Here is a 24285-nt window from a genome sequence, read left to right on the forward strand (position 1 = left end):
ATAGTGATTATGTTGCTGCGATGGATTAGATTAGTTTGGCTGCCCTTTGTGGTCGTATTATTAACTCTGATTGCTTGGCAACTGTATGTTGATTGGAGCGGGATGAAAAAACATATATTACCAAGCCCGCTAGATGTGCTGCATACTGTGGTCACTAGCTTTCCAATGATGTGGCCACATATTACAGCTACGATGTATATTGCTATTACAGGGTATCTGTTAAGTATAGGTGTCGGTTTATTCGTCGCAATCGCATTACATCTTATTTCACCACTAAGAAAGGCACTCTATCCATTACTTCTTATTTCGCAAAATATTCCGATGTTGACAATTGGTCCTATTCTCGTGATCTGGTTCGGTTTTGGAATACTGCCTAAAATAATATTGATTGTATTAATGTTATTTTTCCCGGTGACGATAGCGATGATGGGCGGATTGATGCAGGTTGATCGTAAATTGCTCGAGTATATGCGGATGGTCGGGGCTACAAAGTGGCAAATTTTTTGGAAACTGGAGCTGCCAAGTGCTCTGCCGCAAATGTTTTCGGGGTTGAAAATATCAACGACATACAGTGTGATGGGTGCTGTTATATCAGATTATCTTGGAACAGAAAAAGGATTAGGGCAATATATGAAAATGGGGCTTGCTTCTTATCGCGCTGATAGAATTTTTGCTGCTATTATTGTCATCGTTATCGTTAGCTTATCGCTATATGGGGTAGTCGCATTAGCGGGAAGATGGTTCACTCGCTGGGATAGAGATAAGCATATGACCCAAGATACTTGAGTAATCTGAATCATGCTAAAATAACAATAAATTACTAATCGATGATGTGTCACATGTGATGAATGATGAACTAACCTGCACTAGTCTATATCATTCATCACTTCTATTATTTTTTGGATGACGAGTTGTTCGTCGCTGGCGACCTGTTCAGAACTAACGTGGATTAGCTCGGGATGATTTCCGACGCAGATGGAACGTTTGGCTTGTTTAAACATCGGAATATCGTTAGCGTCATTGCCAAATGCGATAAAATCAAAGGGAGCTATACCTATCATTTGTAGACCGCTCCACTTACTAACATCTTTAGGGTTAATATCTATAATATCTTCTGATCCATGTAAATAGGTAACAATCGGTAACTGGTTCAACTCGTGTAACAATTTTTCGTTATCGTTACTGTGCAAAATAACAACTTTCACAATTTCATTTAATTTTTCTAGAGGAACGTTTTTTGCTGTTTGATTAGGATCTAAATTTTTTCGAATGGGGTGGTCTTCACTACCTGAATAAGCATAGTCCCAAGCGCTATCAACCAAATATTCAGCTTTATATTTTTTTAGTAGTTGAATAATATCTTTACCCGTAGTTGTATCGAAATGGCTGGTAGAAATATGTAGTTCTTCCGTAACGACAAAGGCTCCGTTGCCACCTACCATTGGAAAATGGTGCATCTGCGGAGGTAATATGGGTAATAAATCTCGAATTGGTCTAGCCGAGGCAAATATAATGTCATGTCCTTTGTCCACTAATAAGTTTAATGCATCGACCATCTGTTTACTTAACGGCTTTCCTTTAAAGCAAATGGTACCATCTAGGTCAAAAACAAATGTCATTGGTGTTGCCCCCTTAGGTTTCTATTCCTTACTTTATTTTTTCATTCACTTACTACAATAATATTTTTATGTTTGTCGTCTTTTTCAATAGTAAGCTTAGTTCTATCCATGTTAACTAGTTCTTTTATCTGTAGGAAATCTACGTCACTTCGATACAAAGTAATATCTAGAGTCACTTTCTCATTTTTAACAAATACGAGCTTATGAACCATTTCATCCACCTAATCTTATTTTCATACCATATCCTCGTCCTATTTACTTGTTAAGTACTATTAGTTTAACATTTATTAAAACGATGAACACATTTCTTTGCAAAATACTGTATCGTTAAACAGCTTAAAGGGTAACTTAACGAGTGAATTCGGATAAATTAATGTTAAAAGCATTGAATAACATATGAATACATGCTAATATGTTCATATATAAATATGGAGGAGGTTGCCATATGGGACACGATCATCAAGGTCATGATCATACGCATGGTGCGAACAAAAAGACATTATTAATTAGTTTTTTAGTTATTACCGCTTTTATGGTTGTAGAAGTAATCGGAGGAGTTATTACGAATAGTTTAGCTCTCATAGCTGATGCAGGACATATGTTAAGTGATTCGATATCATTGTTTATCGCTTTAATCGCCTTTACGCTGGGAGAAAAAGCAGCAAACTATGCCAAGACATATGGCTATAAGCGTGTTGAAATATTAGCAGCTATTTTTAATGGTGTTACACTACTGGGCATTTCCATTTATATTTTTTATGAGGCATATCATAGACTTTCTGCTCCACCTGACGTTGCTTCAAAGGGTATGTTAATTGTAGCGAGTATCGGATTATTAGTTAATATATTAGTCGCATTTATTATGCTGCGTGGTGGGGATACAAAAGAAAATTTGAATATGCGAGCTGCTTTTCTTCATGTATTAGGTGATCTTTTGGGTTCTGTCGGTGCAGTAGTTGCTGCATTGCTAATCATCTTTTTTGACTTTGGATGGGCTGATCCAGTAGCTAGTATACTTGTATCGTTGCTCATATTACTAAGTGGGTGGCGTGTTACGAAAGATGCTGTTCATGTCCTAATGGAAGGAACACCAGCTAATGTAGATGTCCCGGAAATTATTCAGATGATTGAGCATGTAGATGGCGTAATAAGTATTCACGATTTACACGTGTGGAGTATAACAAGCGGACAAAATGCACTTTCTTGCCACATTGTTGTGGACGGAAGTTTAACGGTGGAAAAAAGCCAGCAGCTTCTTCGGAAAATAGAGCATGAGTTGGAGCACAAGGTGATTAATCATGTTACTATTCAACTCGAAACGGATACGCATCCGCACGAAGATTCGTTGATGTGTAAAACAGATTATGCGACGGGTTCACATGACCACCACGATGACCATTAGTAAAATCAGGAGAGCCACGTTATGCCGGCGTGGTTTTTCTGATAAAAAAATAGTTTGACATACGTATGGGGGGTATGTTAAATTTACATTAATAATAAAAGTTGTATCCACATGCAGCCAATTAAAATCATCAGCCATGAAATCAGAGGAAGAATAACTTCGTGGTATTAGAGTAATAAGACGGTGATTTTGATAGGGTAGCAAATTTTTTTGAATCTCATATACTATACAGGGGTATGGTATGTGATTCATAAATAACTAATCGAATGGAAACAACTAATTAAAACCTAACGAAAGGGGTAATATACATGGAGAAAGTAACATTGCAAGTAGAGGGAATGAGTTGTCAACATTGTGTCAATAGCATTGAAGGGGCGTTAAAGGAAATTGGGGTAGCAGGAAAAGTTAATTTGCAAAATAATACGGTAGATGTTTCTTTTGATAAAAGCAACACTAATATTGACAGCATTAAAGAAGTCATCGAAGAACAAGGATATGATGTAGTTTAATTGCAAGTTGGAGAGGAAGGTGACTCAAGGATGGGAACGACTGCGGGTGCTACGAATAAACAAACGACGCTGCAAATTAGCGGAATGACATGCGCCGCTTGTGCCAATCGAATTGAAAAAGGGTTGAACAAATTGGATGGTGTGACTGCTGCTAATGTCAATTTTGCATTAGAGAAAGCTAGCGTCACTTATGATCCGAACAAGGTCAACCTTGATAATGTTGAACAAATGATTCGTAAGTTAGGCTATGAAACAATTAAGGAAACAGCGCAGTTTCAGCTTGAAGGTATGACTTGTGCTGCTTGTGCGACTCGAATCGAAAAGGGACTTAGCAAGATGCCGGGGGTGTCTAGTGCAACTGTTAACTTTGCGCTTGAAACAGCTCGCATCGAATATTCGCCAGAGGAAGTTTCGACTGCTGATTTGCAAGCTAAAGTAAAACAACTCGGCTACAAAGCTTTAGTGAAAGAAGAAGGTCAGTCGACTGGTGATCGTCGGGAGAAGGAACTACGTCGTCAGAAATTAATGTTGCTTGTCTCTGCACTACTCTCTCTACCGTTATTGTGGACGATGGTTGGACATTTTTCCTTTACTTCGTGGATATATATGCCTGAAATTTTGATGAATCCATGGTTCCAATTTGCATTGGCAACACCAGTGCAGTTCATTATTGGCTGGCATTTTTATGTCGGAGCTTACAAAGCACTACGTAATGGTAGTGCGAACATGGATGTGTTAATAGCGCTTGGTACATCAGCAGCGTATTTCTATAGTTTGTATTTGACGCTGGATTGGACGTTCAATAGTAGTGGTGGGCATCATATGCCGTCGCTGTACTATGAGACGAGTGCGGTATTAATTACGCTAGTAGTGATGGGTAAATTATTTGAAACGCAGGCGAAAGGACGAACGTCAGAAGCGATCAAGTCGCTGATGGGACTTCAAGCAAAAACAGCTCTAGTTATGCGTGATGGACAGGAATTAACTATTCCGATAGAAGAAGTAATTGTTGGCGATGTGGTGTTAGTACGTCCTGGTGACAAAATACCGGTCGATGGAGAAGTGTTGGAAGGCTTATCTTCTGTTGATGAATCGATGCTGACAGGTGAAAGTATTCCTATAGAGAAAAAAGTTGGCGATCCGGTTATCGGAGCAACGATTAACAAAAATGGTGTACTACGTATTCGTGCCACTCGGGTAGGTAAAGAAACAGCACTTGCTCAAATTGTAAAGGTAGTAGAAGAAGCGCAAGGCTCCAAAGCACCGATTCAACGGGTTGCCGATAAAATTTCTGGTGTGTTTGTACCTATTGTTGTCGGCATTGCCCTTGCCACTTTTGCAGTCTGGTATTTCTTCGTGGAACCTGGTAATTTTGCTGGTTCATTAGAAAAAGCCATTGCGGTACTTGTTATCGCTTGTCCTTGTGCACTTGGTCTAGCAACACCGACATCTATTATGGCAGGTTCTGGTCGTTCAGCCGAGATAGGGATATTGTTCAAAGGCGGCGAGCATCTGGAACAAACGCATCGTATAGATACGATTATTCTTGATAAAACAGGTACTGTTACAAAAGGTAAGCCGGAGCTTACAGATGTTATGACGATTGGTGATGAAACAACATTTCTTAGATTGGTTGGTGCTGCTGAGAAAAACTCGGAGCATCCGCTTGCAGAGGCGATTGTAGCAGGTATTCAAGCTAGAAATATTGAACTTCCAGCAATCGAATCGTTTGAAGCAATTCCAGGCTACGGAATAGCAGCTGTGGTGGAAGGTAATAATGTCTTAATCGGTACACGCAGATTAATGGATAAATATAATGTGGATGCAACAGCTGCTTTTCCTGTTATGGAGAAAATGGAGGAATCAGGAAAAACAGCGATGCTTGCAGCAATTGATGGTAAGTATGCCGGAATGGTGGCGGTAGCCGATACGATCAAAGAAACTTCAGCAGCTGCGGTTCGTCGCTTAAAAGAAATGGGTATTCAGGTCATTATGATCACTGGTGACAATGCACGAACTGCTAAAGCGATTGCCACTGAAGTCGGTATTGATCATGTGCTTGCAGAAGTTTTACCGGAAGGTAAAGCGGATGAAGTGAAAAAGCTACAGGCAGCAGGTAAAAAAGTTGCCATGGTTGGCGACGGTATTAACGATGCGCCAGCGCTTGCAACAGCTGATATTGGGATGGCAATCGGTACAGGTACCGATATTGCAATGGAAGCAGCGGATGTTACGTTGATGCGCGGTGACTTGTCCAGTATTCCAGACGCTATCTTTATGAGTCGTAAGACGATGAGCAACATTAGACAAAATCTATTTTGGGCACTTGGCTACAATACACTAGGTATTCCGATTGCAGCAATTGGTTTGCTTGCGCCGTGGGTAGCAGGTGCAGCGATGGCATTAAGTTCCGTTTCCGTTGTGCTTAACTCGCTGCGGTTACAACGTGTGAAAATGAACAAATAAAGTGATGTTGCAGAAGGGAGGAGGTGAAAAATAATGCAAGAAGCAACAGTGAAAGTAAAAGGCATGACTTGCCGCTCGTGTATTTCGAAAATTGAAGGAGCTATCAGCGAAATCGGTGCGGAAGGCAGTGTGAATATGGAGCAAGGTGCAGTTGAAGTTAAATTTGACGAATCGAAAGTTCAAATTTCTGAAATAGAGGAAGCCATCCGTAATAAAGGATACAATGTCGAGGCATAATAATTAGCTAATGAGCGAGGGAGGTATGGACTAACTATGAATGAACCGGTAAAAATTTATACAATCCCAACCTGTAGCGATTGCAACTATGCAAAACGTTATTTCACAGAAAATAATGTTCCATATGAGGACTTAAATTGTGCAGAAAATCCTGCTTATCCAGAAGAAGTTTGGAAGTTAACAGGCAAACAAGTCGTACCAACCATTGTCATTAATGGGGAAGTATTTGTTGGTTTTGCTGAGAACTTAACAGATATTCAAAAGTTGTTACAAGGTTAAGTTTTCATTGTAGTTGAATTAGTTACGACCGACGATATCTCCACTTGTGGCGCAAGGGTACGCGGCAGATCGAATTGCATATCAAATTCGGACTGAACGTTGGTTTAACAACAGATGAACTTTTTATTAATCTTATTCCGTATACAGAGTTTCTAACTGACTATTACAGCATCTAATGAATAATTTAATTTCTTATATCACACATAAAATAGTCCTAATCAGCGATTATCTTCGCGATTGGGACTATTTTTAATTGGCAATTTCAATTTAGCTTGCATATGAACTCTTTTATTTTGAATATGCAGTAATCCAAGTACGTTAAATTTAAAAATGAAAGATTGATATGAAGCTTATTGTTGTAATAGGTGAAAAGTAAATACGTTATTATTGTGCATATATTTGAAAATACTGTTAAAATTAATAGGAAGAGTATATTTCTGATTTTTATAATAAAAAAAATTGGGGGTAAGTTACAATGAATACAAAAGCTATTGAAACTATATCAATCAGTGCTGTTCGTGATAGTATTGTTGTTTCTGATTACCTAGATCAATATATAGCTGATAACGATAAAGAGCCATCTTGGGATGGATTTGTTTATATATATAATGCCAAGAACAAAAAAAAGAATCAATTAACAGGGAGAGTTCCGGTACAGGTTAAAGGTACTGTTAATAATGATTTGTCTAAATCAGAAATATCATATCCAGTTAACATTATTGATATGAAAAATTACCTTAACGACGGAGGAGTAGTTTATTTTGTTGTTTATATTAATGAAAATGGGAATAGAACCAAAATATATTATCAAACGTTAACTCCTGTAAAGCTAAAGTTGTATTTAGGGGAAATAGAGAGAAGTAACATAGATAGCAATAGAATACAAAAAACAAAAAATCTTAAATTAATAGAATTTCCAAATGATAGCCTTAGAAAGGCTAATATCTTTTTGAATTTTTTTAATGATGGTAAAAAACAAATTAGTTTTTCTAAATCGAATGTATTTTCTTTTGATGATCTAAGTAAACTCGACAAGTTGACGGAGCTGTCGCTTACTGTTTCAGGTTATGGATACGGAGTAACAAGAAATGAAATTCATAGAGCTATTTTGGAAAATGAAGTATATGTATATGCAATGTTAAAGGGGAGTGATATTCTACTTCCAATTGATGAATTACCCATTGACCCTATTATAAAGGAAGTAGAAACAGCTGTGATATCAATAAATGAAAAAAAATATTATAATCAATTTTTAAGAATTAAGTCATTAGAAAATACACTCATCCAAATTGGAGATAGTTTATTTATAGAAGTAAATGAAAATCTAGGAATAGTTAAATTTCGCTATAAGCCTGCGTCGATGCTTCGAAAGCGTACAAAAGATTTAGAATTTTTTGTTGATTTAATTACTAGGAAATCATTTTTTGTAGATGGGATAAGAATTCCATTTGATTTAAATGATGATGAAATTAGGAAAATTAATATAAAGGAGCAGAAAGAGTCACTTGAATATTATTTTAAAATGATACTAGCGCTTGATACACTACATGTAAAAGAGGATATTAATTTAGAAGAAATGACTGATCAAGAGTATCGTCAATTTTACAATCTAGTTATTGCTTTTGCTGATAGAAAGCCGGTGTCAAACTTAAAACCGAATTTACCTAGAATAGGTTATGTTAGCATTGCTAATATAACATTACTACTCATATTTGAGAAATACCTAGATTCATATCATACATTTATTATTCAAGACTATTTTTCTTCAGGTATTACTCTAGGTTATGAAACAATAGATGGGGAAAAGTTAAAAACATCAGAATATTCTATTTTACAAAAAGAAGGATATTTAAAAGTATCTAATATAAATTATGATGCTATACTACCGTCATATCAATCATTAAAAAACGAAAATGAAGAAATATTCGAAAAAGCAACAAATGATCTGCTAATGATGTTATTAGCATATGATGAAAGTAGTATAAAGAACTCTAGGTTACTCAATGCAGCGAAAAAACTAGCGAAATGGATATTAGATGATGATGATAAAAAACATTCTTATGAATTAAATTTGCTCAATTATTTACAAGTTGTTCGTAGAGAGCGTAAATTCAATTCAGGTGAACATAAGCAGCTTTATACAGTAGCAGGAGATGCCTCTAAGGGAGACGATATAATTACAGGAGCACTTCTTTTGCTTGAAAATCGATCAGAAGCAGAAAAAAGTTTTTTAAAAATGGATGAGGAATTACAAAAAAGCTTTATAAAATATCCTATTTATAAATTCTGGAATCAAGTAGACAATTGAAATTGAATGCAAATTAATAGGAACGATTTAAGATGGACATTAAGATTGTAAAATAAATAAGAAATTAATTTGATTAATTGAAGACTATGGACTTGGTCCAGGACATACACCAAATAAACAAGGTATCTTTGAGGACAATTCAAACTTCAAAACATTACAAGATCAGTTTGATGTGCAACATATTTGATGGAAGTAACCTAATTTTTTATATCTTTTTTAATAGTAGTTGATAATCGTCTCGCAGGGTTTGCAGTTTTTCAGGTAAATGGGAACTGATCACAAATCTTAGCGAGCTGAATAAAAACTATATTGAATTATACAAAGGGGAATTTTGAGGAAGCAATGGAATGGAGAGATGATAACAACAGATTAGTATTTAGATTTTCGAATTAGGAAGGAGCGAGTGGATGATGAATGTGTTTGGAGCGGACGATCATTTGTTGGTTATATCCAATACGATTGATGCAGAAGAACATCAGCACTCTTTTTTACAGCTGACGATAGCTTTGGAGAAGGAGTGTGTAATGGATGTAGCGGGGCAACGCTTCGGCTGTACAGGTATTATTATTAACTCGAATGTCGTTCATCGTCTTTCAGGTTCGGGTTATCCACTGTTGCTCCTTCTTATAGATAGTACCTCTAGCTTAGCGGTAAGCTTTAAACGACACATCAACGATCAAAAGTATGCTTTGCTTTCACCTACAACAATAATGAAAGTCCGTGAGCATGTGCAGAAAGAATATGTTCACGTGACAGATTCGGCGAGTTACAGTACTTTTTTGATGCAAATGTTGGCGATTTTGGGTGTTGAGTTTATTGATACTACTATTGTTGATGATAGAATTAAAGCGTTTATTACGCTGCTCAAAGATTGTTCAGATGCTGACCATTCGGTTAGTCTCTATGCTCAGAAAATAGGGTTGTCGAACAGCAGATTATCTCATCTATTTAAAGAAAATACTGGTATTTCGCTAAGTGGATATATCGTACTACACAAACTACAAAAGGCGGTTTATTATATTTTTCAAGGGCTCAGCATTACAGAGGCAGCGATGTCGGCTGGATTTGATAGCCCGTCCCATTTGGCGACAACGAGTAAAAAACTATTGGGAATGACAGCGCGTGATATTCGTAAAGATAGCGTCTTTTTGCAAGTTTCCTGCTTCCGTTAATTGTATACTCGATGCAGGAGGTGTTTCTGATGAAAGTATATGTACAAGAAACCGCATTGTTAAATTATTCGTATTCACAAGTGCAGCAATTAATTCATAATCGTAAATGGGATCGGATGCCGAAAAAAGAACAAATACTTGCCATATATAATTACGTGCGGGATGAAATTTTATTTGGTTATAATCGAGCTGATGAGATAAAAGCATCGGAAGTGCTGCAAGATGGCTACGGTCAATGTAATACGAAAGGGATTCTTTTTATGGCACTGCTCCGAGCGGTGGACATACCTTGTCGCATGCATGGATTTACGATTGATAAAAAATTGCAAAAAGGTGCGCTAACAGGGTGGTATTACCAGCTGTCGCCAGAGGAAATTATCCATAGCTGGGTGGAAGTATTATATGATGAGAAGTGGTTGAATATTGAAGGGTTTATACTGGATGTTTCCTATCTTACTAAGCTACAGCAGAAGTTTGATCAGCAGTCAGGTTCCTTTTGCGGTTACGGTGTAGCTACAAACGATTTTCAAAATCCGGCAATTTATTGGAACGAAAACGACACCTATGTGCAAAAAGAAGGAATCGTACAAGACTTTGGTATTTTTGATAGTCCTGATGCGTTCTTCTCCACTCACCAACAAGAATTAAGCCCAATCAGGCAATTCATTTATCGCCAAGTCGTTCGCCACCTAATGAATCGAAATGTTAACCGAATAAGGCAAGGATGATTACTATATAACAAAATGGAGATTCTTTAGTTTGTTCATATAAAAAAGGAGCTGCGGCATAATGCCAATTGGCAGGCTACCACAGCTCCAAATCACCATTCCAACTGCTTACTCGTTTGTCGAAAGTTTCATAATATTACTAACGGTATTAGATGATATGCTTCCATCAAACATAGCCAACTTAATATATAGTTGATTTCTATCCATATCCCAACTCGTCATAAGATCGACTATGGCGGGCAGCATATAGCCTTTTAGCACAACTTTCTTATTCAGTAGTTTGCCTTCCTTGAACTCTGCAATCTCTACTGTATCATTTCTAAAATTATCAATTAGAATATGCTTCTCGTCAAGCGATAAGCTAAAAGCATAATATGAACGATCTGGATCGACAGGAACGCTTACTACAGTCGTAAACGATTTTGCAGCTGGGTTGTACAGGAACAGGCCGTCCTCATTTCCCATTTGCCCATCTAACAGTATTGTACCATCAGAGAGCAACTCAAAACGGTTAAATTCCATCTCTTGAATTACTTTCTCGGATCGAAGCTCCTCTAAATTTATTTTTATTAAGCTACTAAATTCCTCGGGAGAAACGCTTGCAAACATATATAACTCATTTTCATATACTTTAAAGTCGTTGTTGTACCCAAAGGATTCCGACTTTAAATAATCTGCTAGCTTAATTGTATAAACTTTATCCGTTACGGTATCTGTAACTGCGATTACACCAATTTTTATTGTACTGACAATATAACGTCCCTGTGCATCTGCAAAGTACATAGGGGAGTAATCACTCTTTTTGGCCTGTCGCTCATTCATTTCACTGCTAGTCTTTATCTTGTTGCTCTCACCGCTGTCAATATCGAGAATATAAACGTCTGCTGCTGTTCCATATAACGCTTTTTTTCCATCTTTAGAAACAGCAACTACTGGTTCGTCCAATAATTTTACAGGCTGCTGGTTGTTGCCACTTTCTATGTTAACCATATAGAAGCCTTGTGTCTTATTAAACAATAGCTTATCATTATGGATCGACATAATATTATCGTAATCTAACTCTTCACTTAGCGGCAGCAGCTGTCCTTCAATAATAGGCGGTTCCATATTACGGACTTCCTGTTGTACATCCTCACTTAACACAAATGAATCGGTTTTTGGAGCTGGTGCTCCAAAGGAAGAACATCCACCAATAATGATAGCTGTTGCAAGTAAAGCGAAGCCTAATTTTAGTTTTTTTCTATTCTGGTTACTACCCTGAGTAGTTGCTGATATTATCATACCTACTGACACCCTTTCTGATCGTTTCTTACAACTACTATAACCTGGAGATATGTCCAAACTAGTCTAGTTTGTTGCCAACTTATGACCAAGTGGGAGCTGTACCTGAACAATAACGCTTCTATCATCTTGACGAAATTGTATCGTCCCTGCATGATGCTCTACAATTGATCGACAAATGGCTAGTCCAAGTCCAATGCTACCCTGCTCTTTGGCGAGTGAATTATTTTCTCTATAGAAAGGTTCAAAGATTAAAGCTACATTAGCCTTATGATCCTGTTCCTGCTTATTCCTTACTTGTACGATGATGTGCTTCTCTGTACATTCCATCTTAATCGCAATAGCGGTTCGTGCGGCTCCATATCTTATTGCGTTATCAAGCAAATTCACCCATACACGGCGTAGCTCTTCTTCTTGTCCGTTAATAAATATATCCTGCACATCACATTGCAGCTTCATATTATAACGAGATGCTTTTATTTCCATATCCTCGCAGCAAGCTTTGAGCTGAGCACCTAAATCAAACAGCAAGACTGTTTGCCTGTTTTCTCCTTCTTCCTGACGAGCAAGTTCAAGCACTTGTACAACCATCGTATGCAGCCGGTCGCTTTCCACCTTAATTCGAGTAGCGGCGCGCTCTAAAAAAATAGCATCATGAAATCCTGGCTCACCGATAATTTGTGCATAACCAGATATAGAGGTGAGGGGTGTTTTTAATTCATGTGTAATATGTTGATAAAGACGCCGCTTGTTTTGCTCAAGCTCGATCACTTTATTACGTTCTTCTGTAAGATGCTCCATTTGTTTTTCTATTTGTTCCTTCATCCTTTGAAAGTTTTGTGCTAATTGGCCTACTTCATCCTTCTGATTGAGTGGCAGTGTTCCATTCTCCTGTTTGCCTTCGCCAAAACGTCTGATTACCCGTGAAAGCATAAGGAGAGGACGGGTTATTTTTATTGATAATAAATATGAAAATAGTGGGACGATAATGAAAAGAACGGCCAAAAACCAAGCAAGGCTCTTGAGTATTGCGTCGTTGTGTGTATAGTGGCTGGAATAATCGCTCACCATCCGAAACATACCTTCATACTGGTCTTCCACATAATAAGGCAGTGTTAACAGTACGAGATGTTTACGACCATCCTGAACGATAGTAACGATAGACTTATTCTGCAAGCTCAATGCTTGATCCTCTTCCAAATGATGCATAAAAATACTCGCTGATTTGCTATCTAATCTTAGGCTTACGTTTGTTGACTGCAATGTTTTACCAGAAAGATGACCGTCCTTGTCAAAATAAGCGGCCGAATGACCGGTGCTCCGGTTAAGCGCTTGGAGCAAGGGCGTAATCCGCTCATTTGCTGCTTCTTTTCCTTGATGTATAAGGGTATATTGCTGAATAAAGTCATACGTATAAAGCTGAAGTTTTTTCATATCTTCCTGAATCGTTAGTTTTGTCTGCTTTTCCATAACATGAGACATATAATAGTAGAGACAGCCGGTGGCAAGCGAAAAGAGGAGTATGAAACCAATCGTAAATTTCCAATGGATAGGCAGCGATATACTTTTCATCCTACTCCACGCTCGCCCATGCGATAGCCGATACCGAATACCGTTTCTATTAATGCTATGTCAAGTTTCTTACGAATACGCTGGACATGAACATCGACTGTCCGCAAATCACCGTCATAATCCATCTCCCATACTCGATCAACAATCTCTTCCCGAGAGAAGACTCGCCCTGGATATTCATAAAAAAGCAGTAGCAGCTCAAATTCTTTCGGTTTAAGCTTGATTTCCTTTCCATCCTTATAAACCGCATATCCTTTCTTATCTAACTCTACACCATCAACTAACTGCTCGCGCACATTCCCTTTACGATGCTCTGCTTTTTCCTTGCGTCGTAGCAAAGCTTTAATTCGGGCAGTTACTTCTCTGAGCTCAAATGGCTTCGTTACATAATCATCTGCGCCAAGCTCTAAGCCAATAAGCTTATCTACCATATCCGTTCGTGCAGTAAGCATTAAAATGGGCATTGCATATTTTTCAGAAACTTCTCTACAAATATCGAAACCACTAATGTCCGGCAACATGACATCAAGCAGCAAAACATCCGGCTCAAATTGCTCGAGCATCCGCAGCCCGCTTTTTCCTGTACCGGCACCTGCAACATAGTAGCCTTCATTTCTAAGCGCATAGGTTAATAAATCCCGTATTGCCTCGTCATCCTCGATGACAAGCAATTTTTTCTGCATTTGCACAGCATTCCCTCACTCCCAATCTATAAATCTAATTCCTCATTATAGCATACAGTTATTGCCATAATATGAACGAGACTAATTTTCAAAAGAATGCTTCGGCGTCTTGGGCAAACTTGAGACTGACTCCAATTGGTAAGGCATGGTCTCGGTTTACTGGTGGAGGGGACTTTAACTATCGGATTTGCAAAGAAGAAAATTATTTCGATTAGGACTGTTTTTAAATTGTGATAGACTATACCTCAGTTCGTGATTGCACGTATAATGATGTTAAACAATGGTAGTAAATTCGGTAATCATTTTGAGGAAAAACTGAATTGGATAGTTGGCGATACTATAATGGTATTCAGATTTTCAAATTAAAATGGAGTGATATCAGAGGATAAATGCATATGGAGGAGCGGGAGCGGATGCTAATAATGTTACCTGAACGAATAAAGCACTGGATTAGCAAGCAAGTTTATGAGCTTGATACAATTGGGATGTCAGAAGCTCAAGTACGGTTATTTACTGATGTCGTTTTGAAAATAGAGCAGGCGAATGAAGAATCTAATAACGAGCTACTAATGATAGAGTGGTTGCAAGGGAAACTACCTGTACCACAGCTGATAGTCACTGAAAAAGTGGCTGACACTAACTATTTATTAATGTCGAGAGTACCAGGGATGATGACTTGCGATCCTATCCAATTACGACAGCCAGAGCAGACAATCGAGCTACTTGCGGCGGGATTAAAATTACTGTGGTCGGTATCTATAACCGATTGTCCAATAGATAATAGTTTAGCTTACAAATTGAAAAAAGCCGCTGCACGAGTGGAACAACAATTATGTACGATGGAAGATGCGGAAGAAACGACTTATGGAGCAGAGGGGTTTGCTAATCCGCAAGCTTTGTTGGACTGGTTAATTGCTCATCAGCCAATTGAACAAATGGTGTTTTCTCATGGAGATTATTGCTTACCTAATATTTTTATTAACGACAATAACATTAGTGGATTTATCGATTTGGGATGGGCAGGTATCGCCGATAAATGGCAAGATATCGCCCTTTGTGTGAGAAGCATAGCACACAATTTCGGGAAAAATCCTTCGTACATAGATCAATTGTTTGCAGCACTACAACTAGAACCCAATTGGGAAAAGATCAACTACTACATACTACTTGATGAATTGTTTTAGCAAAATAACTCCATAAATTGGAGAGAGATGCGCTATAATGAAGGCAATAGTGGAACCGTGGATGAGGAGGCGATATCGTATTGGAGCAAGATAACTGGCAAGATCGTGTAAGTCAGCTTGAGAAACGGATTCTTTCCTTAGAGAGAGAAGTTACGGAGTTACGGGAAAAACAAATCGATTATAAGTCAGCATCAAGCGTGGCTACAACTGATCTATCCACAAGTGGAGTGTTGGAGCAACAATCAGAACAGCTAAAACAACCTCAATCATCGCAATCACAACAATTACCGCATAGGAAACCACCACCGCTAGTATCTGACACACCATACTCTTCAGCGCAGAAATATGAACTACCAATTTTTGAGTCAGCGAAAAAAACAGAAACGATGAAAAGTAACCTTGAGGAAAATAAAAGTTTGGAACATTTGCTAGCACGAGTGTGGTTGCCGCGAGTATTTATTATTGTACTGCTGCTGGGTGTGTTATGGGGTTTTTTAGCTATTGTGGCAAATGGATATTTGTCTGAAGAGGTTCGGTGTATATTAGGAATTTTGCTCGGTATTGGCATGTATTTCTCAGGTGTACATCAAATAAAGAAACAACGATCAGGTATAGGTAAAGTATTACTCGGTGGATCGCATGGTGTATTGTTACTGTCAGTTTCGGCAGCACATTTATTGTACGGCTTTATATCGTCTCCAATAGCGATTAGCCTTTATCTTATAGTGTTGGGGTTAATTTTGTTTTCCTCTATAAAATGGCGCTCACAAACACTTGTTGTTATAGCTATATTGTCAGGCTATTTGATGCCCTTTTTAGTGGAACAAGTGACGTTCAATGGTTTTATAATTATCTTTTATTCTTTACTATTTTCTATTTTGATGTTACTGGTATCGGCTCATTTTCAGTATAAAGTAGCATATTGGTTTGCTTTTGGTATGCTTTATTTTTCTTTAATGATGACGCTCTTGTTTGACAATACTAGTAATCATACGATTGTTTTTGTGACAGTTATCGCACAACATATTGTTCTACTTATACAGTATATTATTCGTAAACAGTTGGATAGTAACTATCAATTATTGCAGTTTCTATCTTTTATAAAATTAGTTGGGTGGACGTATGTATTATACTACGGTCATGCACATGATGTGTACGCATATGTATTGCTGGCAGGACTAATTATTTATAGCGGTGTAATATTGTATTTCACCAAGTTCGTAGCGATTGCGAATGTGGAAGACAAAGTGCAACAACGGAATTGGATCGATATAAGCGTCGTAATTGTTACTTTAGCAGCTGTCCTACTAGGGTTTCGTTGGGGCGGTGTAGAGTATGCAAACCTCATATTGTTTGTCGAAGGAGTACTGGCTTTAGTTATCGGTATACGGTTAAAATATGGACTACAAAAATTTCTAGGAATAGTGATTACACTTTTATCTGGTCTCGCTATCGTTGGTGATCCACCGCTTATGGTTTTTTCGAGAGAAACATTAGGTTGGCTATTTATATTGTTAGCTACCCCTGTCATTTATATTGTATGGAAACAAGCTATAGCTAGCAAGTATGCTGCATTGTCTGATACAGAACAACTAGCAACCTCTAGTCATTTTCAGGAAAGTAATAGATTGGTGTCATTTTTAATTTGGTTTGAGGCGTTGTTTGGTCTAGTGTTTTTAACGGTTATCGTTAGTCTGCTATCTGAAAGGCTAAACCAAGATACGCAACATTTTATAGTATCGGGTGCTTGGTTAATTTATGGACTTGGTTCGATTGCTATCGGAATGATCTTTAAACAAGCAAAAGCGAGATTAGCAGGAATGTTCTTTTTGTTCGTTGTGTTGATGAAAGTTATTATAGTAGATCTGCCTGATCTTTCGTTAGCTATTCGAGCAATTATGTTTATCGTACTAGGTGCAGTTGGAATTATCGTCTCTCGTCTACTGTATGCTGGGAATGATGGCGGAGCGAAAAGTGAATAAAGAGGAAAGCGTTCCTTTACTAATGTAAAGCAAAAGAATGTCCCCCTGCTTTATTCTGTTTGTTTCTACATATTCAATAAATTTCCTTCAAAAGCTCATAAACTTCATCTAATGTGAGACCAAAGGATTTATAATAGGAAGTATCAATCACCATCTGCTTCAGGAGCATTTCCTTGCGTTTATTAAGTATCTTCTTGGGTGAGAGATCAGCTACAAAACATCCTTTACCAGTTACGGTGTATATCAAACCAAGTCGTTCGAGCTCTTCCCATGCTTTTTTGACGGTTATGATACTAACACGAAGCTCCGTAGCTGCTTGTCGTATGGGTGGCAAACTAAACCCGTTTTTTAGTTCCCCTTTGAGAATTTGTGCGCTGATTTGTTCGAAAATTTGCTGATAAATGGGTTTATCAGTTGTGTTAGAAATTGCAATGTTCATTAAACTTCTACTTTCTGAAATCGTTTTTTGGCAATATGATAAGCGATTATCGTAAATATCGCAAATATTATGATGCCAGTGATTAGGATGGATAGTTGAATGACTAAATTGTCAACACCAGTTCCTTTGAAAAGATTATACAAGTACGAATTTTGTATACTAAGCCATTCTGCGCCTCCGGCAAACAGCATAGCAGCTGTAATGGATACTACCGTTGCCGCACCGTATTTATACGCCGTCTTGTAATACATAGATATAAAGATGATGTTGAAAATTGCCAGCATGACGAAACAGAGTCCCCAAAAACCAAAAGAGGGCGGAAAGAAGAGATATTTCATATTCGGATACAGACGTAGCGTTATCATACCATAGATCATAGCTACAACCATATGCATTACTTCTAGAATTATAATAACGTACACCCTTGCTTTTACAATGTCTTTTTTGGTTACAGGCAGGATATTTGAAAATATTAAGTCGTTTTGGGTTTTGTAGCCTGCAGACATGTTCGGCACCGTAAGAAAACAAAAGTAAAGGATGACAAGGAAATATATCCAACCCGGAATTAGCATTAAGGCGCCTGTCAAAAAAGGCATAATATAAAAGAAAGGATTTACGCCTAGTTTTAATTCTTTTATTAATAAGTTATACATACACATCCTCCTTTTTTGAGAAATAGATCATTATCTCCTCAATATTCGGTACGGATGATTTAATATCTGATGAAGGATCAAAGTCTTTTGTATGGATCAAGCCTGTGAATCCAAAGGAATTTATTTTGTAGGCGATTAGTTGGTTTTTCACCAAATCCAATTGCTCTTTCTTACCATTTAACAAGCGATACGTATCGATAAATTCTTCCTTTTCGGCACTGTTGATAATTTGACCATTATGGATATAGGTAATATAATCTGCACATTTTTCTAAGTCAGATGTGATATGAGTTGAAAACAGGATGCTTATCTCGCCATCTTGTACCAACTCCCGAAAAATATCCAGCAGATTGTCTCTCGCAACTGGATCAAGTCCGCTGGTTGGTTCATCCAGAATAAGAAGCTTTGCGCCGTGTGATAAGGCAAGGGCCAAGCTGTATTTTACTTTCATGCCGGTGGATAATTCAGCTATTTTTTTGTCTTCAACTAAGTTAAATTTTTTTAAATACTTGTAATAGGTTTCATCATCCCAATTCGAATAAAACCTTTTGATCACATTCGTTAACGTTTTGATTTTATTGCGCGTATAAAAGCTAATGTCTCCAAATGCAGAGCCAATCTCTTGTTTTAATTCAACTTCATGCTCGGCCATGTTTTTTCCTAAAATATCAATCTCGCCGCTATCCTTACGTATCAGATTCAAAATGGATTTGATGGTGGTTGTTTTTCCCGCACCATTGGCTCCGATAAATCCCATAATATAACCTTTCTCCAATTGAAACTATACGTCTTTCAAATGAAAATGATCATATTTTTTATTTAAATTTTTGATAATTAATGCCGGCACAGTGTTTCCTCCATTTCAAAACTGTGTATGTTGTGCATACACAATATATCACCAAAAATATTTTGATGTCAACAATTTTTTTCAAACCGCCTTTATCCAATTATTGGAAATTTATGACACATCTAAAAGCACGAAAGCTGGACCTATTGTTTCTACTCTTTATAAGCGTATCCCATTCGCTCAGCAACAGGTATCTACAGATCTACTCCCTCAGTTTGAAGGGTATTGCTGAGCGAATGGGATACGTGAGTAAAAGGAAAAAATAAAGGTATGTCCACCAATCAAGTGTTATTATTTGTCAGAAGTGTGGTATTATAGTAGTGGGTATGAAATGTGCTAGCCCTTGAGAATCTACGTTATTTACAACGAGGGGAGGGATGATGATGCAATTTAAAGCTGTGGAACCCAAATTACATAATGTATTATTTTTCGTTATTTCGTTGGTAGGATATATGATAAACAAGAGTGTACTTCTATTAATTTTTGCTATTGTCTTTATCCTTCTTACTAATATTAAGTATATCTTTGATGTGGGGGATCATCAGATGTCCTTTACAACGTATTTATTTGGACTGAAAGTAATGCGTAGAACGGTAACAGCGGATAATGTTAAATTTATTGCAGTTAAAAGAGAAGGCTTCTATAGAAAAGTAGTATTAATCCGGTTAAATAAAGGTTTCAGGTGGAAAATCACTCGTTTCTTTCCAGATAATTTTGATGAGTATGTTCAAAACTTTGCTGTGGCGAATGCAATAAAATTTAAAAATTTTAGCTGAAGATATAAAGCGAAAGTAAGATGTTATGTTATATCTCTAATGGATGTCTGCAAAATCATTTAAGTTAGAAACAACCAGTTGTCAATGTTTAATTGGTAACTGGTTGTTTCGTTAATTCGACCTTTATTTGGTCTATTCCTCATGTTTTTTTAGCAATAGCTTAAGTAAATAAGATTTTAAATCAATGATGCGCAAGTATTGCGGTTTTTGATCCGTTCCGGAAATGATTAGGGGAATTAGCGATACTTCTTGACCAATAGATCCGTGACCTCCGCCCCCCTTGTGCGTGGGTGAACTTCTGTCTGCCAATTCATAGCCTGGCTTTGCGGTAACTATCAAAAATTCCCCTGGGTGAGAATTCAAAGCTCCAGACAAGCGTTGTAATACATCCGGGTATTGACCGTAATCCAATGTATGATTCGTATTGATCTTTAAATCCAACATCTCGTAATCTTGTTCAATTGTCCAAGTTTGTTTATAAGGATCGATTATTTTTCCGTTAGCTTTAAACTTTAGCTCTTTAGCTGTTTTTCCCTGGACTGCGTAAATCCAATCCATTTCTTTCCATGAAATGATATCGATACGCGGATCAACTTTTAATAGGTCGGCAATGTCTCTTAGTGATTTGCCCGTTTGAAGATTATAAACATATGCCATGGTTTCATTTACAGCGAGGATGATATCTGTTTCTTGAGAAACGGTTTCTCCCGGACGCAGAACATGGTAGTCCCCAAAAAAGGAGGGCAGATCGATAACCGGATTCTCTTCGGCAGGCAAAATTTGAGTCATTCCACTATCCCCTACGATTATAATAATCGCTTTGTTTAACGCTTCTTCCAGTGAACCGAATGTTTTTAATAATGAATTAAGCTGACGATCCACTTTTTTGACTCCATTTAAATCAGAAGGACCTTTTTTATGAAGTTTCTGATCCAAATCTGGTAAATAAACAAATAAAAAATCGGGTAATTGTTTTGTTGTTATTAAATGTTTGACTGTTTCAATGGAATATGAATTATTTAATCCGAAACGATGGGTTAGACCGTCAGGCAGATTTTTAATGTTTTGAAGGGGATTGGACAATGCTCCCAAAGCGAAGTAATCTGGTCCTTTTACTTGAATATCTTTTGTTAAAGAGGTAGGAACTTGCACCCAAGGAGGAATCGATAGCTTGTGATCCATGGTTCCCCGATAAATCAAACCGTTAATGGAACCGGATTTAAGTCCATGTTGAGCCAAGTCTTCGAAGATGGTGGGTAATTGTTGATTCAGATGTTTGCCGTTCAAGTTGATTAATGCATCCTCCAAGACCGAATTGATTCCATGTTTGAAGATTTCCATTGGTCCGGTTCCGTAATTAATAACTCTCTTTTCGTTCTTGGAATACCAAGTGAGACCAGGCACACGATGTTCATTCGGATATGCTCCAGTAAGTAGTGAACTGTCGATCGTTACGGACATCGTAGGAAAAGAGCTAACTATGTCCTTATAATATTGGCCATGATCAGTTAGAAATTGAAACGTAGGAAGCTCTTTTTGTTGGATACCTCTATCAATCGCTTGAGTCATTAAAGAGTCAATTACTAATAAGATGACTTTTTTTGAATCTTCTCCCTTGATGGATTTTATATGTAATAAATCCTGTTCATTCGGTTTTGAATCCTGCTTTTGGCATCCGAAGGAAATGGTAATTATTAATATTATCAGTAAAAATCGATTTACTTTTGTTCGCAAATTAATCCCCGTCCTTGAAATTTTTTGAGCAAAAATGCCAACTCTCCTAAATTATAATCTGAAGTTAAGTTACCCTATTTGAACAATTTTATGTAACACTGTTTTATCTCTTTGTATGGTATAATTTCTTACGTATTTTAATTTAGAAGGAAGTGAATTCATGAGTGATTTAGAAAGAATCAAACTCGTGAAGCCACCATTTCCCAAGCTACGATGTTTTTCTTTCAAACCAATAATTATCTAGGAGAGAATTATTTTGAAGAAGAACATCGGAAACAAAACACCTAGCTTATTATTACTGATTGTACTAGTAGGCTTTCCACAAATTAGTGAAACTATTTTTAGCCCATCCATACCTTCTCTCGCAGAAGCATTCAATACATCTATAAGTAATGCACAGCTTACGATGAGTGTGTACTTTGTCGCTTTTGCACTAGGAGTATTTTTCTTTGGGCGTTTATCCGATAGAATCGGTCGTCGCAAGGCAATGCTTTATGGGCTGTTTTTATATTTTGTTGGTAACGTACTTTGTTTAGTAGCAAATGAAATGGCGGTTTTATTAGTTGCACGTTTTATTCAAGCGTTTGGTGCAAGTGTTGGTTCTATCGTGACACAAACGATTTTACGTGAAAGCTATTCTGGCATTGAGCGTCATAAATTGTTTGCGCAAATTTCAGCTGCCCTCGCCTTCACACCTGCCATTGGTCCATTAATCGGTGGTGTTACTGACTTTTATTTTGGTTTTAAAGTTGTATTTTGGGTATTAGTTGTTATAAGCGTAATTATATTTTGTTATACGTTTTTACGGTTGCCTAAAACAGTTTTTACGACAGTCGAGTTGACGCCTCTACTACCAATTGTGAAACGTATGATTACAAATATGCGTTTATGGCGCTACGGCATATTAATTGGCGGTATTAACGGTGTTTTGTTTAGTTACTATACGGAAGCGCCATTTATATTTACACAATACTTTACATTAACAAGTGCGATGTATGGTTTTTTAGGTATTATCGTAGCCCTCGCTTCTATCGCAGGTGCGATGTTATCAAAAAGACTCGTTAGCCGCACAAAACCTGAGAAGATTATCGTACAAGGGATAGCCATTATGCTTGTCGGTACTTTGCTTGCTACAACGGTACATTATTTACCGATTTTATTACAAATGCCAACGATGATTGCTAGTGTGTTCATTATTTTATTTGGTACAGGTACTGCTTTACCAAACTGTTTAAGCTTAGCGCTCATTGACTTTCAAGACGTCATTGGTTCGGCGGGTGCGATATTTAGTTTAGGTTATTATTTACTCGTCAGCGTTATAATCTATGGTATGAGTGTTTTTCATAACGGAACAGTCCTTGCGATGCCATTATATTTTTTAACAATAGGGATTATTATGTTGTTAATAAGCTTACCTTTACTTTATAAAAAAATGTGATACATGGAATATTGTCGCGATGCTTTGAAAAAGTTGCACTAATTTACTAGTAAACTCATCAAAACCACCTATCTAAAACTAAGCGATAGGTGGTTTTTGTATTTTTAATAGTCAAATTAAACAACTTGGAGCTGTTTCAATAACTATAATTTTAAATAATTCAGCACATAAATGAACGCAGTCATCCAATAATGTTTAATGTTGACAAAACAAATAGGGATACTATCCTATAGATTACAATGGTAAATAAGAGACGGTAGAAGGAGAATAGCAAATGAGTAAACGAGTTATAAATGCGTTTTTAAGTTATGGGGATGAGCGTGCGCCTGTAAAAGTGGAAGTGTTTTTAAATTTATCCTGTCCTTATTGCGCAACTATTTTTCAAGTAGCAGATGAAATCTTAATACCATATATAGAAAAAGGGCAAGTGCAATATGTGATCAAACATTATGACAAACCGCGTGAAATGCTTTTATATGGCACATTAGTTAATAGCTTTTTAGACTATCAGGATCCACCGCGTGTGTATGAGATTATAAAACAATTATTTGCAACGCAAAGGCAGTGGAGTGAATCAGATAGCGATTCTATTAAAAAAATGTTAATCGATGTGTACCAGCTACAAGAGCAACCAGATAACATTGACTTCAGTTTGAACATTATAGAAGAAGCGATTCAACGTCAAGTGAAAATGGTACCGACCGTCTTTATAAATGACAAAGAGTTCCAGTACCCTATTGAAATTAATGCGCAACAATTAAAGGATAAAATAGAGCAAGTGTTAGCTGTGTAAGACTAATATAGTATTAGCCATCGATTGGGCTGTCCATTACGTCAATGAATACTGACTGTTGGGCAGTTTTCGTTGTTTTGAAAAAAGTGATTGGGCACAAACATTAATCGTAGTTGTACAAAAAAAGTTTATTCAATCAAATAAATTTACCAAAAAACAAATATATTACCACACAAATTATGG

Annotated in this window: 22 protein-coding genes and 1 pseudogene; 14 read left to right on the forward strand and 9 right to left on the reverse strand. The window is 37.2% G+C overall.

Annotated elements, in window-relative coordinates:
- The first annotated feature begins 9 nt into the window (after positions 1-9).
- Positions 10-786: an ABC transporter permease gene (locus tag ACFSTH_RS00950; RefSeq protein ID WP_377769293.1), complete on the forward strand. Its 777-nt coding sequence runs from the start codon at positions 10-12 to the stop codon at positions 784-786.
- An 80-nt stretch (positions 787-866) separates the two neighbouring features.
- Here ACFSTH_RS00950 and ACFSTH_RS00955 read toward each other — a convergent pair whose 3' ends face one another.
- Both ACFSTH_RS00955 and ACFSTH_RS00960 read right to left on the reverse strand, forming a co-directional pair.
- A complete protein-coding gene (locus ACFSTH_RS00955) occupies positions 867-1619 on the reverse strand; it encodes an HAD-IIB family hydrolase (RefSeq protein WP_377769292.1) in 753 nt (250 codons plus the stop codon).
- 41 nt (positions 1620-1660) lie between these two features.
- The gene (locus ACFSTH_RS00960; protein ID WP_377769291.1) at positions 1661-1831 is read right to left on the reverse strand and encodes a hypothetical protein; all 171 of its coding nucleotides are present in this window, start codon (positions 1829-1831) and stop codon (positions 1661-1663) included.
- A 233-nt stretch (positions 1832-2064) separates the two neighbouring features.
- Here ACFSTH_RS00960 and ACFSTH_RS00965 point away from each other — a divergent pair, with 233 nt between their 5' ends.
- The 8 genes from ACFSTH_RS00965 to ACFSTH_RS01000 all read left to right on the forward strand — a co-directional run bounded on the left by ACFSTH_RS00965 (position 2065) and on the right by ACFSTH_RS01000 (position 10720).
- Positions 2065-3021 carry a cation diffusion facilitator family transporter gene (locus ACFSTH_RS00965; protein ID WP_377769290.1) on the forward strand — a complete coding sequence of 319 codons (957 nt, stop codon included), beginning with the start codon at positions 2065-2067 and terminating at the stop codon, positions 3019-3021.
- A 308-nt stretch (positions 3022-3329) separates the two neighbouring features.
- Positions 3330-3530, forward strand: coding sequence for a copper ion binding protein (locus tag ACFSTH_RS00970; RefSeq protein WP_377769289.1), 201 nt, complete (start codon positions 3330-3332; stop codon positions 3528-3530).
- Positions 3531-3560: 30 nt separating this feature from the next.
- Positions 3561-5996: a heavy metal translocating P-type ATPase gene (locus ACFSTH_RS00975; protein WP_377769288.1), complete on the forward strand. Its 2436-nt coding sequence runs from the start codon at positions 3561-3563 to the stop codon at positions 5994-5996.
- Between the two features lie 33 nt (positions 5997-6029).
- Entirely contained in the window at positions 6030-6233 is a 204-nt protein-coding gene (locus tag ACFSTH_RS00980) for a heavy-metal-associated domain-containing protein (RefSeq protein ID WP_377769287.1), read from the forward strand.
- Between the two features lie 36 nt (positions 6234-6269).
- A complete protein-coding gene (locus tag ACFSTH_RS00985; protein ID WP_377769286.1) occupies positions 6270-6512 on the forward strand; it encodes a glutaredoxin family protein in 243 nt (80 codons plus the stop codon).
- A 475-nt stretch (positions 6513-6987) separates the two neighbouring features.
- The gene (locus ACFSTH_RS00990) at positions 6988-8820 is read left to right on the forward strand and encodes a DUF4365 domain-containing protein (protein WP_377769285.1); all 1833 of its coding nucleotides are present in this window, start codon (positions 6988-6990) and stop codon (positions 8818-8820) included.
- 407 nt (positions 8821-9227) lie between these two features.
- On the forward strand, positions 9228-9992 hold the full coding sequence (locus ACFSTH_RS00995) for a helix-turn-helix domain-containing protein (RefSeq protein WP_377769284.1): 765 nt from the start codon (positions 9228-9230) through the stop codon (positions 9990-9992).
- A 29-nt stretch (positions 9993-10021) separates the two neighbouring features.
- Positions 10022-10720: a transglutaminase-like domain-containing protein gene (locus ACFSTH_RS01000; protein WP_377769283.1), complete on the forward strand. Its 699-nt coding sequence runs from the start codon at positions 10022-10024 to the stop codon at positions 10718-10720.
- Between the two features lie 108 nt (positions 10721-10828).
- On the opposite strand, the gene ACFSTH_RS01005 is transcribed toward ACFSTH_RS01000, so the two are convergent.
- The 3 genes from ACFSTH_RS01005 to ACFSTH_RS01015 all read right to left on the reverse strand — a co-directional run bounded on the left by ACFSTH_RS01005 (position 10829) and on the right by ACFSTH_RS01015 (position 14256).
- On the reverse strand, positions 10829-12001 hold the full coding sequence (locus ACFSTH_RS01005) for a hypothetical protein (protein ID WP_377769282.1): 1173 nt from the start codon (positions 11999-12001) through the stop codon (positions 10829-10831).
- Between the two features lie 66 nt (positions 12002-12067).
- Positions 12068-13573, reverse strand: coding sequence for a sensor histidine kinase (locus ACFSTH_RS01010; RefSeq protein ID WP_377769281.1), 1506 nt, complete (start codon positions 13571-13573; stop codon positions 12068-12070).
- A complete protein-coding gene (locus ACFSTH_RS01015; RefSeq protein WP_377769334.1) occupies positions 13570-14256 on the reverse strand; it encodes a response regulator transcription factor in 687 nt (228 codons plus the stop codon). The genes ACFSTH_RS01010 and ACFSTH_RS01015 overlap by 4 nt, the downstream gene beginning before the upstream one ends.
- 413 nt (positions 14257-14669) lie before the next feature.
- Here ACFSTH_RS01015 and ACFSTH_RS01020 point away from each other — a divergent pair, with 413 nt between their 5' ends.
- Positions 14670-15440 carry an APH(3') family aminoglycoside O-phosphotransferase gene (locus tag ACFSTH_RS01020; RefSeq protein WP_377769280.1) on the forward strand — a complete coding sequence of 257 codons (771 nt, stop codon included), beginning with the start codon at positions 14670-14672 and terminating at the stop codon, positions 15438-15440.
- Positions 15441-15520: 80 nt separating this feature from the next.
- Positions 15521-17422 carry a DUF2339 domain-containing protein gene (locus ACFSTH_RS01025; protein ID WP_377769279.1) on the forward strand — a complete coding sequence of 634 codons (1902 nt, stop codon included), beginning with the start codon at positions 15521-15523 and terminating at the stop codon, positions 17420-17422.
- A 73-nt stretch (positions 17423-17495) separates the two neighbouring features.
- On the opposite strand, the gene ACFSTH_RS01030 is transcribed toward ACFSTH_RS01025, so the two are convergent.
- The 3 genes and pseudogenes from ACFSTH_RS01030 to ACFSTH_RS01040 form a co-directional block, all read right to left on the reverse strand.
- Positions 17496-17861, reverse strand: a complete 366-nt coding sequence (locus tag ACFSTH_RS01030) for a GntR family transcriptional regulator (protein ID WP_377769278.1) — start codon at positions 17859-17861, stop codon at positions 17496-17498.
- On the reverse strand, positions 17861-18514 hold the full coding sequence (locus ACFSTH_RS01035; protein ID WP_377769277.1) for an ABC-2 transporter permease: 654 nt from the start codon (positions 18512-18514) through the stop codon (positions 17861-17863). The genes ACFSTH_RS01030 and ACFSTH_RS01035 overlap by 1 nt, the downstream gene beginning before the upstream one ends.
- Positions 18507-19361: pseudogene (locus ACFSTH_RS01040) on the reverse strand (ABC transporter ATP-binding protein). The gene ACFSTH_RS01035 and the pseudogene ACFSTH_RS01040 overlap by 8 nt, the downstream one beginning before the upstream one ends.
- A 377-nt stretch (positions 19362-19738) precedes the next feature.
- Between ACFSTH_RS01040 and ACFSTH_RS01045 the strand changes: the two are divergent.
- Entirely contained in the window at positions 19739-20137 is a 399-nt protein-coding gene (locus ACFSTH_RS01045; protein ID WP_377769276.1) for a hypothetical protein, read from the forward strand.
- A gap of 132 nt (positions 20138-20269) precedes the next feature.
- Here the strand turns inward: ACFSTH_RS01045 and ACFSTH_RS01050 are convergent, their stop codons facing one another.
- Positions 20270-21871, reverse strand: coding sequence for an alkaline phosphatase family protein (locus tag ACFSTH_RS01050; protein WP_377769275.1), 1602 nt, complete (start codon positions 21869-21871; stop codon positions 20270-20272).
- A gap of 256 nt (positions 21872-22127) precedes the next feature.
- On the opposite strand from ACFSTH_RS01050, the gene ACFSTH_RS01055 reads away from it, so the two are divergent.
- Together ACFSTH_RS01055 and ACFSTH_RS01060 are read left to right on the forward strand one after the other, a co-directional pair.
- Positions 22128-23309: a multidrug effflux MFS transporter gene (locus ACFSTH_RS01055; RefSeq protein WP_377769274.1), complete on the forward strand. Its 1182-nt coding sequence runs from the start codon at positions 22128-22130 to the stop codon at positions 23307-23309.
- Between the two features lie 274 nt (positions 23310-23583).
- The gene (locus ACFSTH_RS01060) at positions 23584-24102 is read left to right on the forward strand and encodes a thioredoxin domain-containing protein (RefSeq protein ID WP_377769273.1); all 519 of its coding nucleotides are present in this window, start codon (positions 23584-23586) and stop codon (positions 24100-24102) included.
- Positions 24103-24285: the final 183 nt, after the last annotated feature.

This window comes from Paenibacillus yanchengensis (assembly GCF_042684845.1).
Classification (GTDB): Bacteria; Bacillota; Bacilli; order Paenibacillales; family Paenibacillaceae; genus Pristimantibacillus; species Pristimantibacillus yanchengensis.

Bases quoted from the DNA above. Each gene is read 5' to 3' on its own strand.
- ACFSTH_RS00950 (WP_377769293.1), top strand. From the start codon at position 10: ATGTTGCTGCGATGGATTAGATTAGTTTGGCTGCCCTTTGTGGTCGTA.
- ACFSTH_RS00955 (WP_377769292.1), bottom strand. From the start codon at position 1,619: ATGACATTTGTTTTTGACCTAGATGGTACCATTTGCTTTAAAGGAAAG.
- ACFSTH_RS00960 (WP_377769291.1), bottom strand. From the start codon at position 1,831: ATGGTTCATAAGCTCGTATTTGTTAAAAATGAGAAAGTGACTCTAGAT.
- ACFSTH_RS00965 (WP_377769290.1), top strand. From the start codon at position 2,065: ATGGGACACGATCATCAAGGTCATGATCATACGCATGGTGCGAACAAA.
- ACFSTH_RS00970 (WP_377769289.1), top strand. From the start codon at position 3,330: ATGGAGAAAGTAACATTGCAAGTAGAGGGAATGAGTTGTCAACATTGT.
- ACFSTH_RS00975 (WP_377769288.1), top strand. From the start codon at position 3,561: ATGGGAACGACTGCGGGTGCTACGAATAAACAAACGACGCTGCAAATT.
- ACFSTH_RS00980 (WP_377769287.1), top strand. From the start codon at position 6,030: ATGCAAGAAGCAACAGTGAAAGTAAAAGGCATGACTTGCCGCTCGTGT.
- ACFSTH_RS00985 (WP_377769286.1), top strand. From the start codon at position 6,270: ATGAATGAACCGGTAAAAATTTATACAATCCCAACCTGTAGCGATTGC.
- ACFSTH_RS00990 (WP_377769285.1), top strand. From the start codon at position 6,988: ATGAATACAAAAGCTATTGAAACTATATCAATCAGTGCTGTTCGTGAT.
- ACFSTH_RS00995 (WP_377769284.1), top strand. From the start codon at position 9,228: ATGATGAATGTGTTTGGAGCGGACGATCATTTGTTGGTTATATCCAAT.
- ACFSTH_RS01000 (WP_377769283.1), top strand. From the start codon at position 10,022: ATGAAAGTATATGTACAAGAAACCGCATTGTTAAATTATTCGTATTCA.
- ACFSTH_RS01005 (WP_377769282.1), bottom strand. From the start codon at position 12,001: ATGATAATATCAGCAACTACTCAGGGTAGTAACCAGAATAGAAAAAAA.
- ACFSTH_RS01010 (WP_377769281.1), bottom strand. From the start codon at position 13,573: ATGAAAAGTATATCGCTGCCTATCCATTGGAAATTTACGATTGGTTTC.
- ACFSTH_RS01015 (WP_377769334.1), bottom strand. From the start codon at position 14,256: ATGCAGAAAAAATTGCTTGTCATCGAGGATGACGAGGCAATACGGGAT.
- ACFSTH_RS01020 (WP_377769280.1), top strand. From the start codon at position 14,670: ATGCTAATAATGTTACCTGAACGAATAAAGCACTGGATTAGCAAGCAA.
- ACFSTH_RS01030 (WP_377769278.1), bottom strand. From the start codon at position 17,861: ATGAACATTGCAATTTCTAACACAACTGATAAACCCATTTATCAGCAA.
- ACFSTH_RS01035 (WP_377769277.1), bottom strand. From the start codon at position 18,514: ATGTATAACTTATTAATAAAAGAATTAAAACTAGGCGTAAATCCTTTC.
- ACFSTH_RS01045 (WP_377769276.1), top strand. From the start codon at position 19,739: ATGATGATGCAATTTAAAGCTGTGGAACCCAAATTACATAATGTATTA.
- ACFSTH_RS01060 (WP_377769273.1), top strand. From the start codon at position 23,584: ATGAGTAAACGAGTTATAAATGCGTTTTTAAGTTATGGGGATGAGCGT.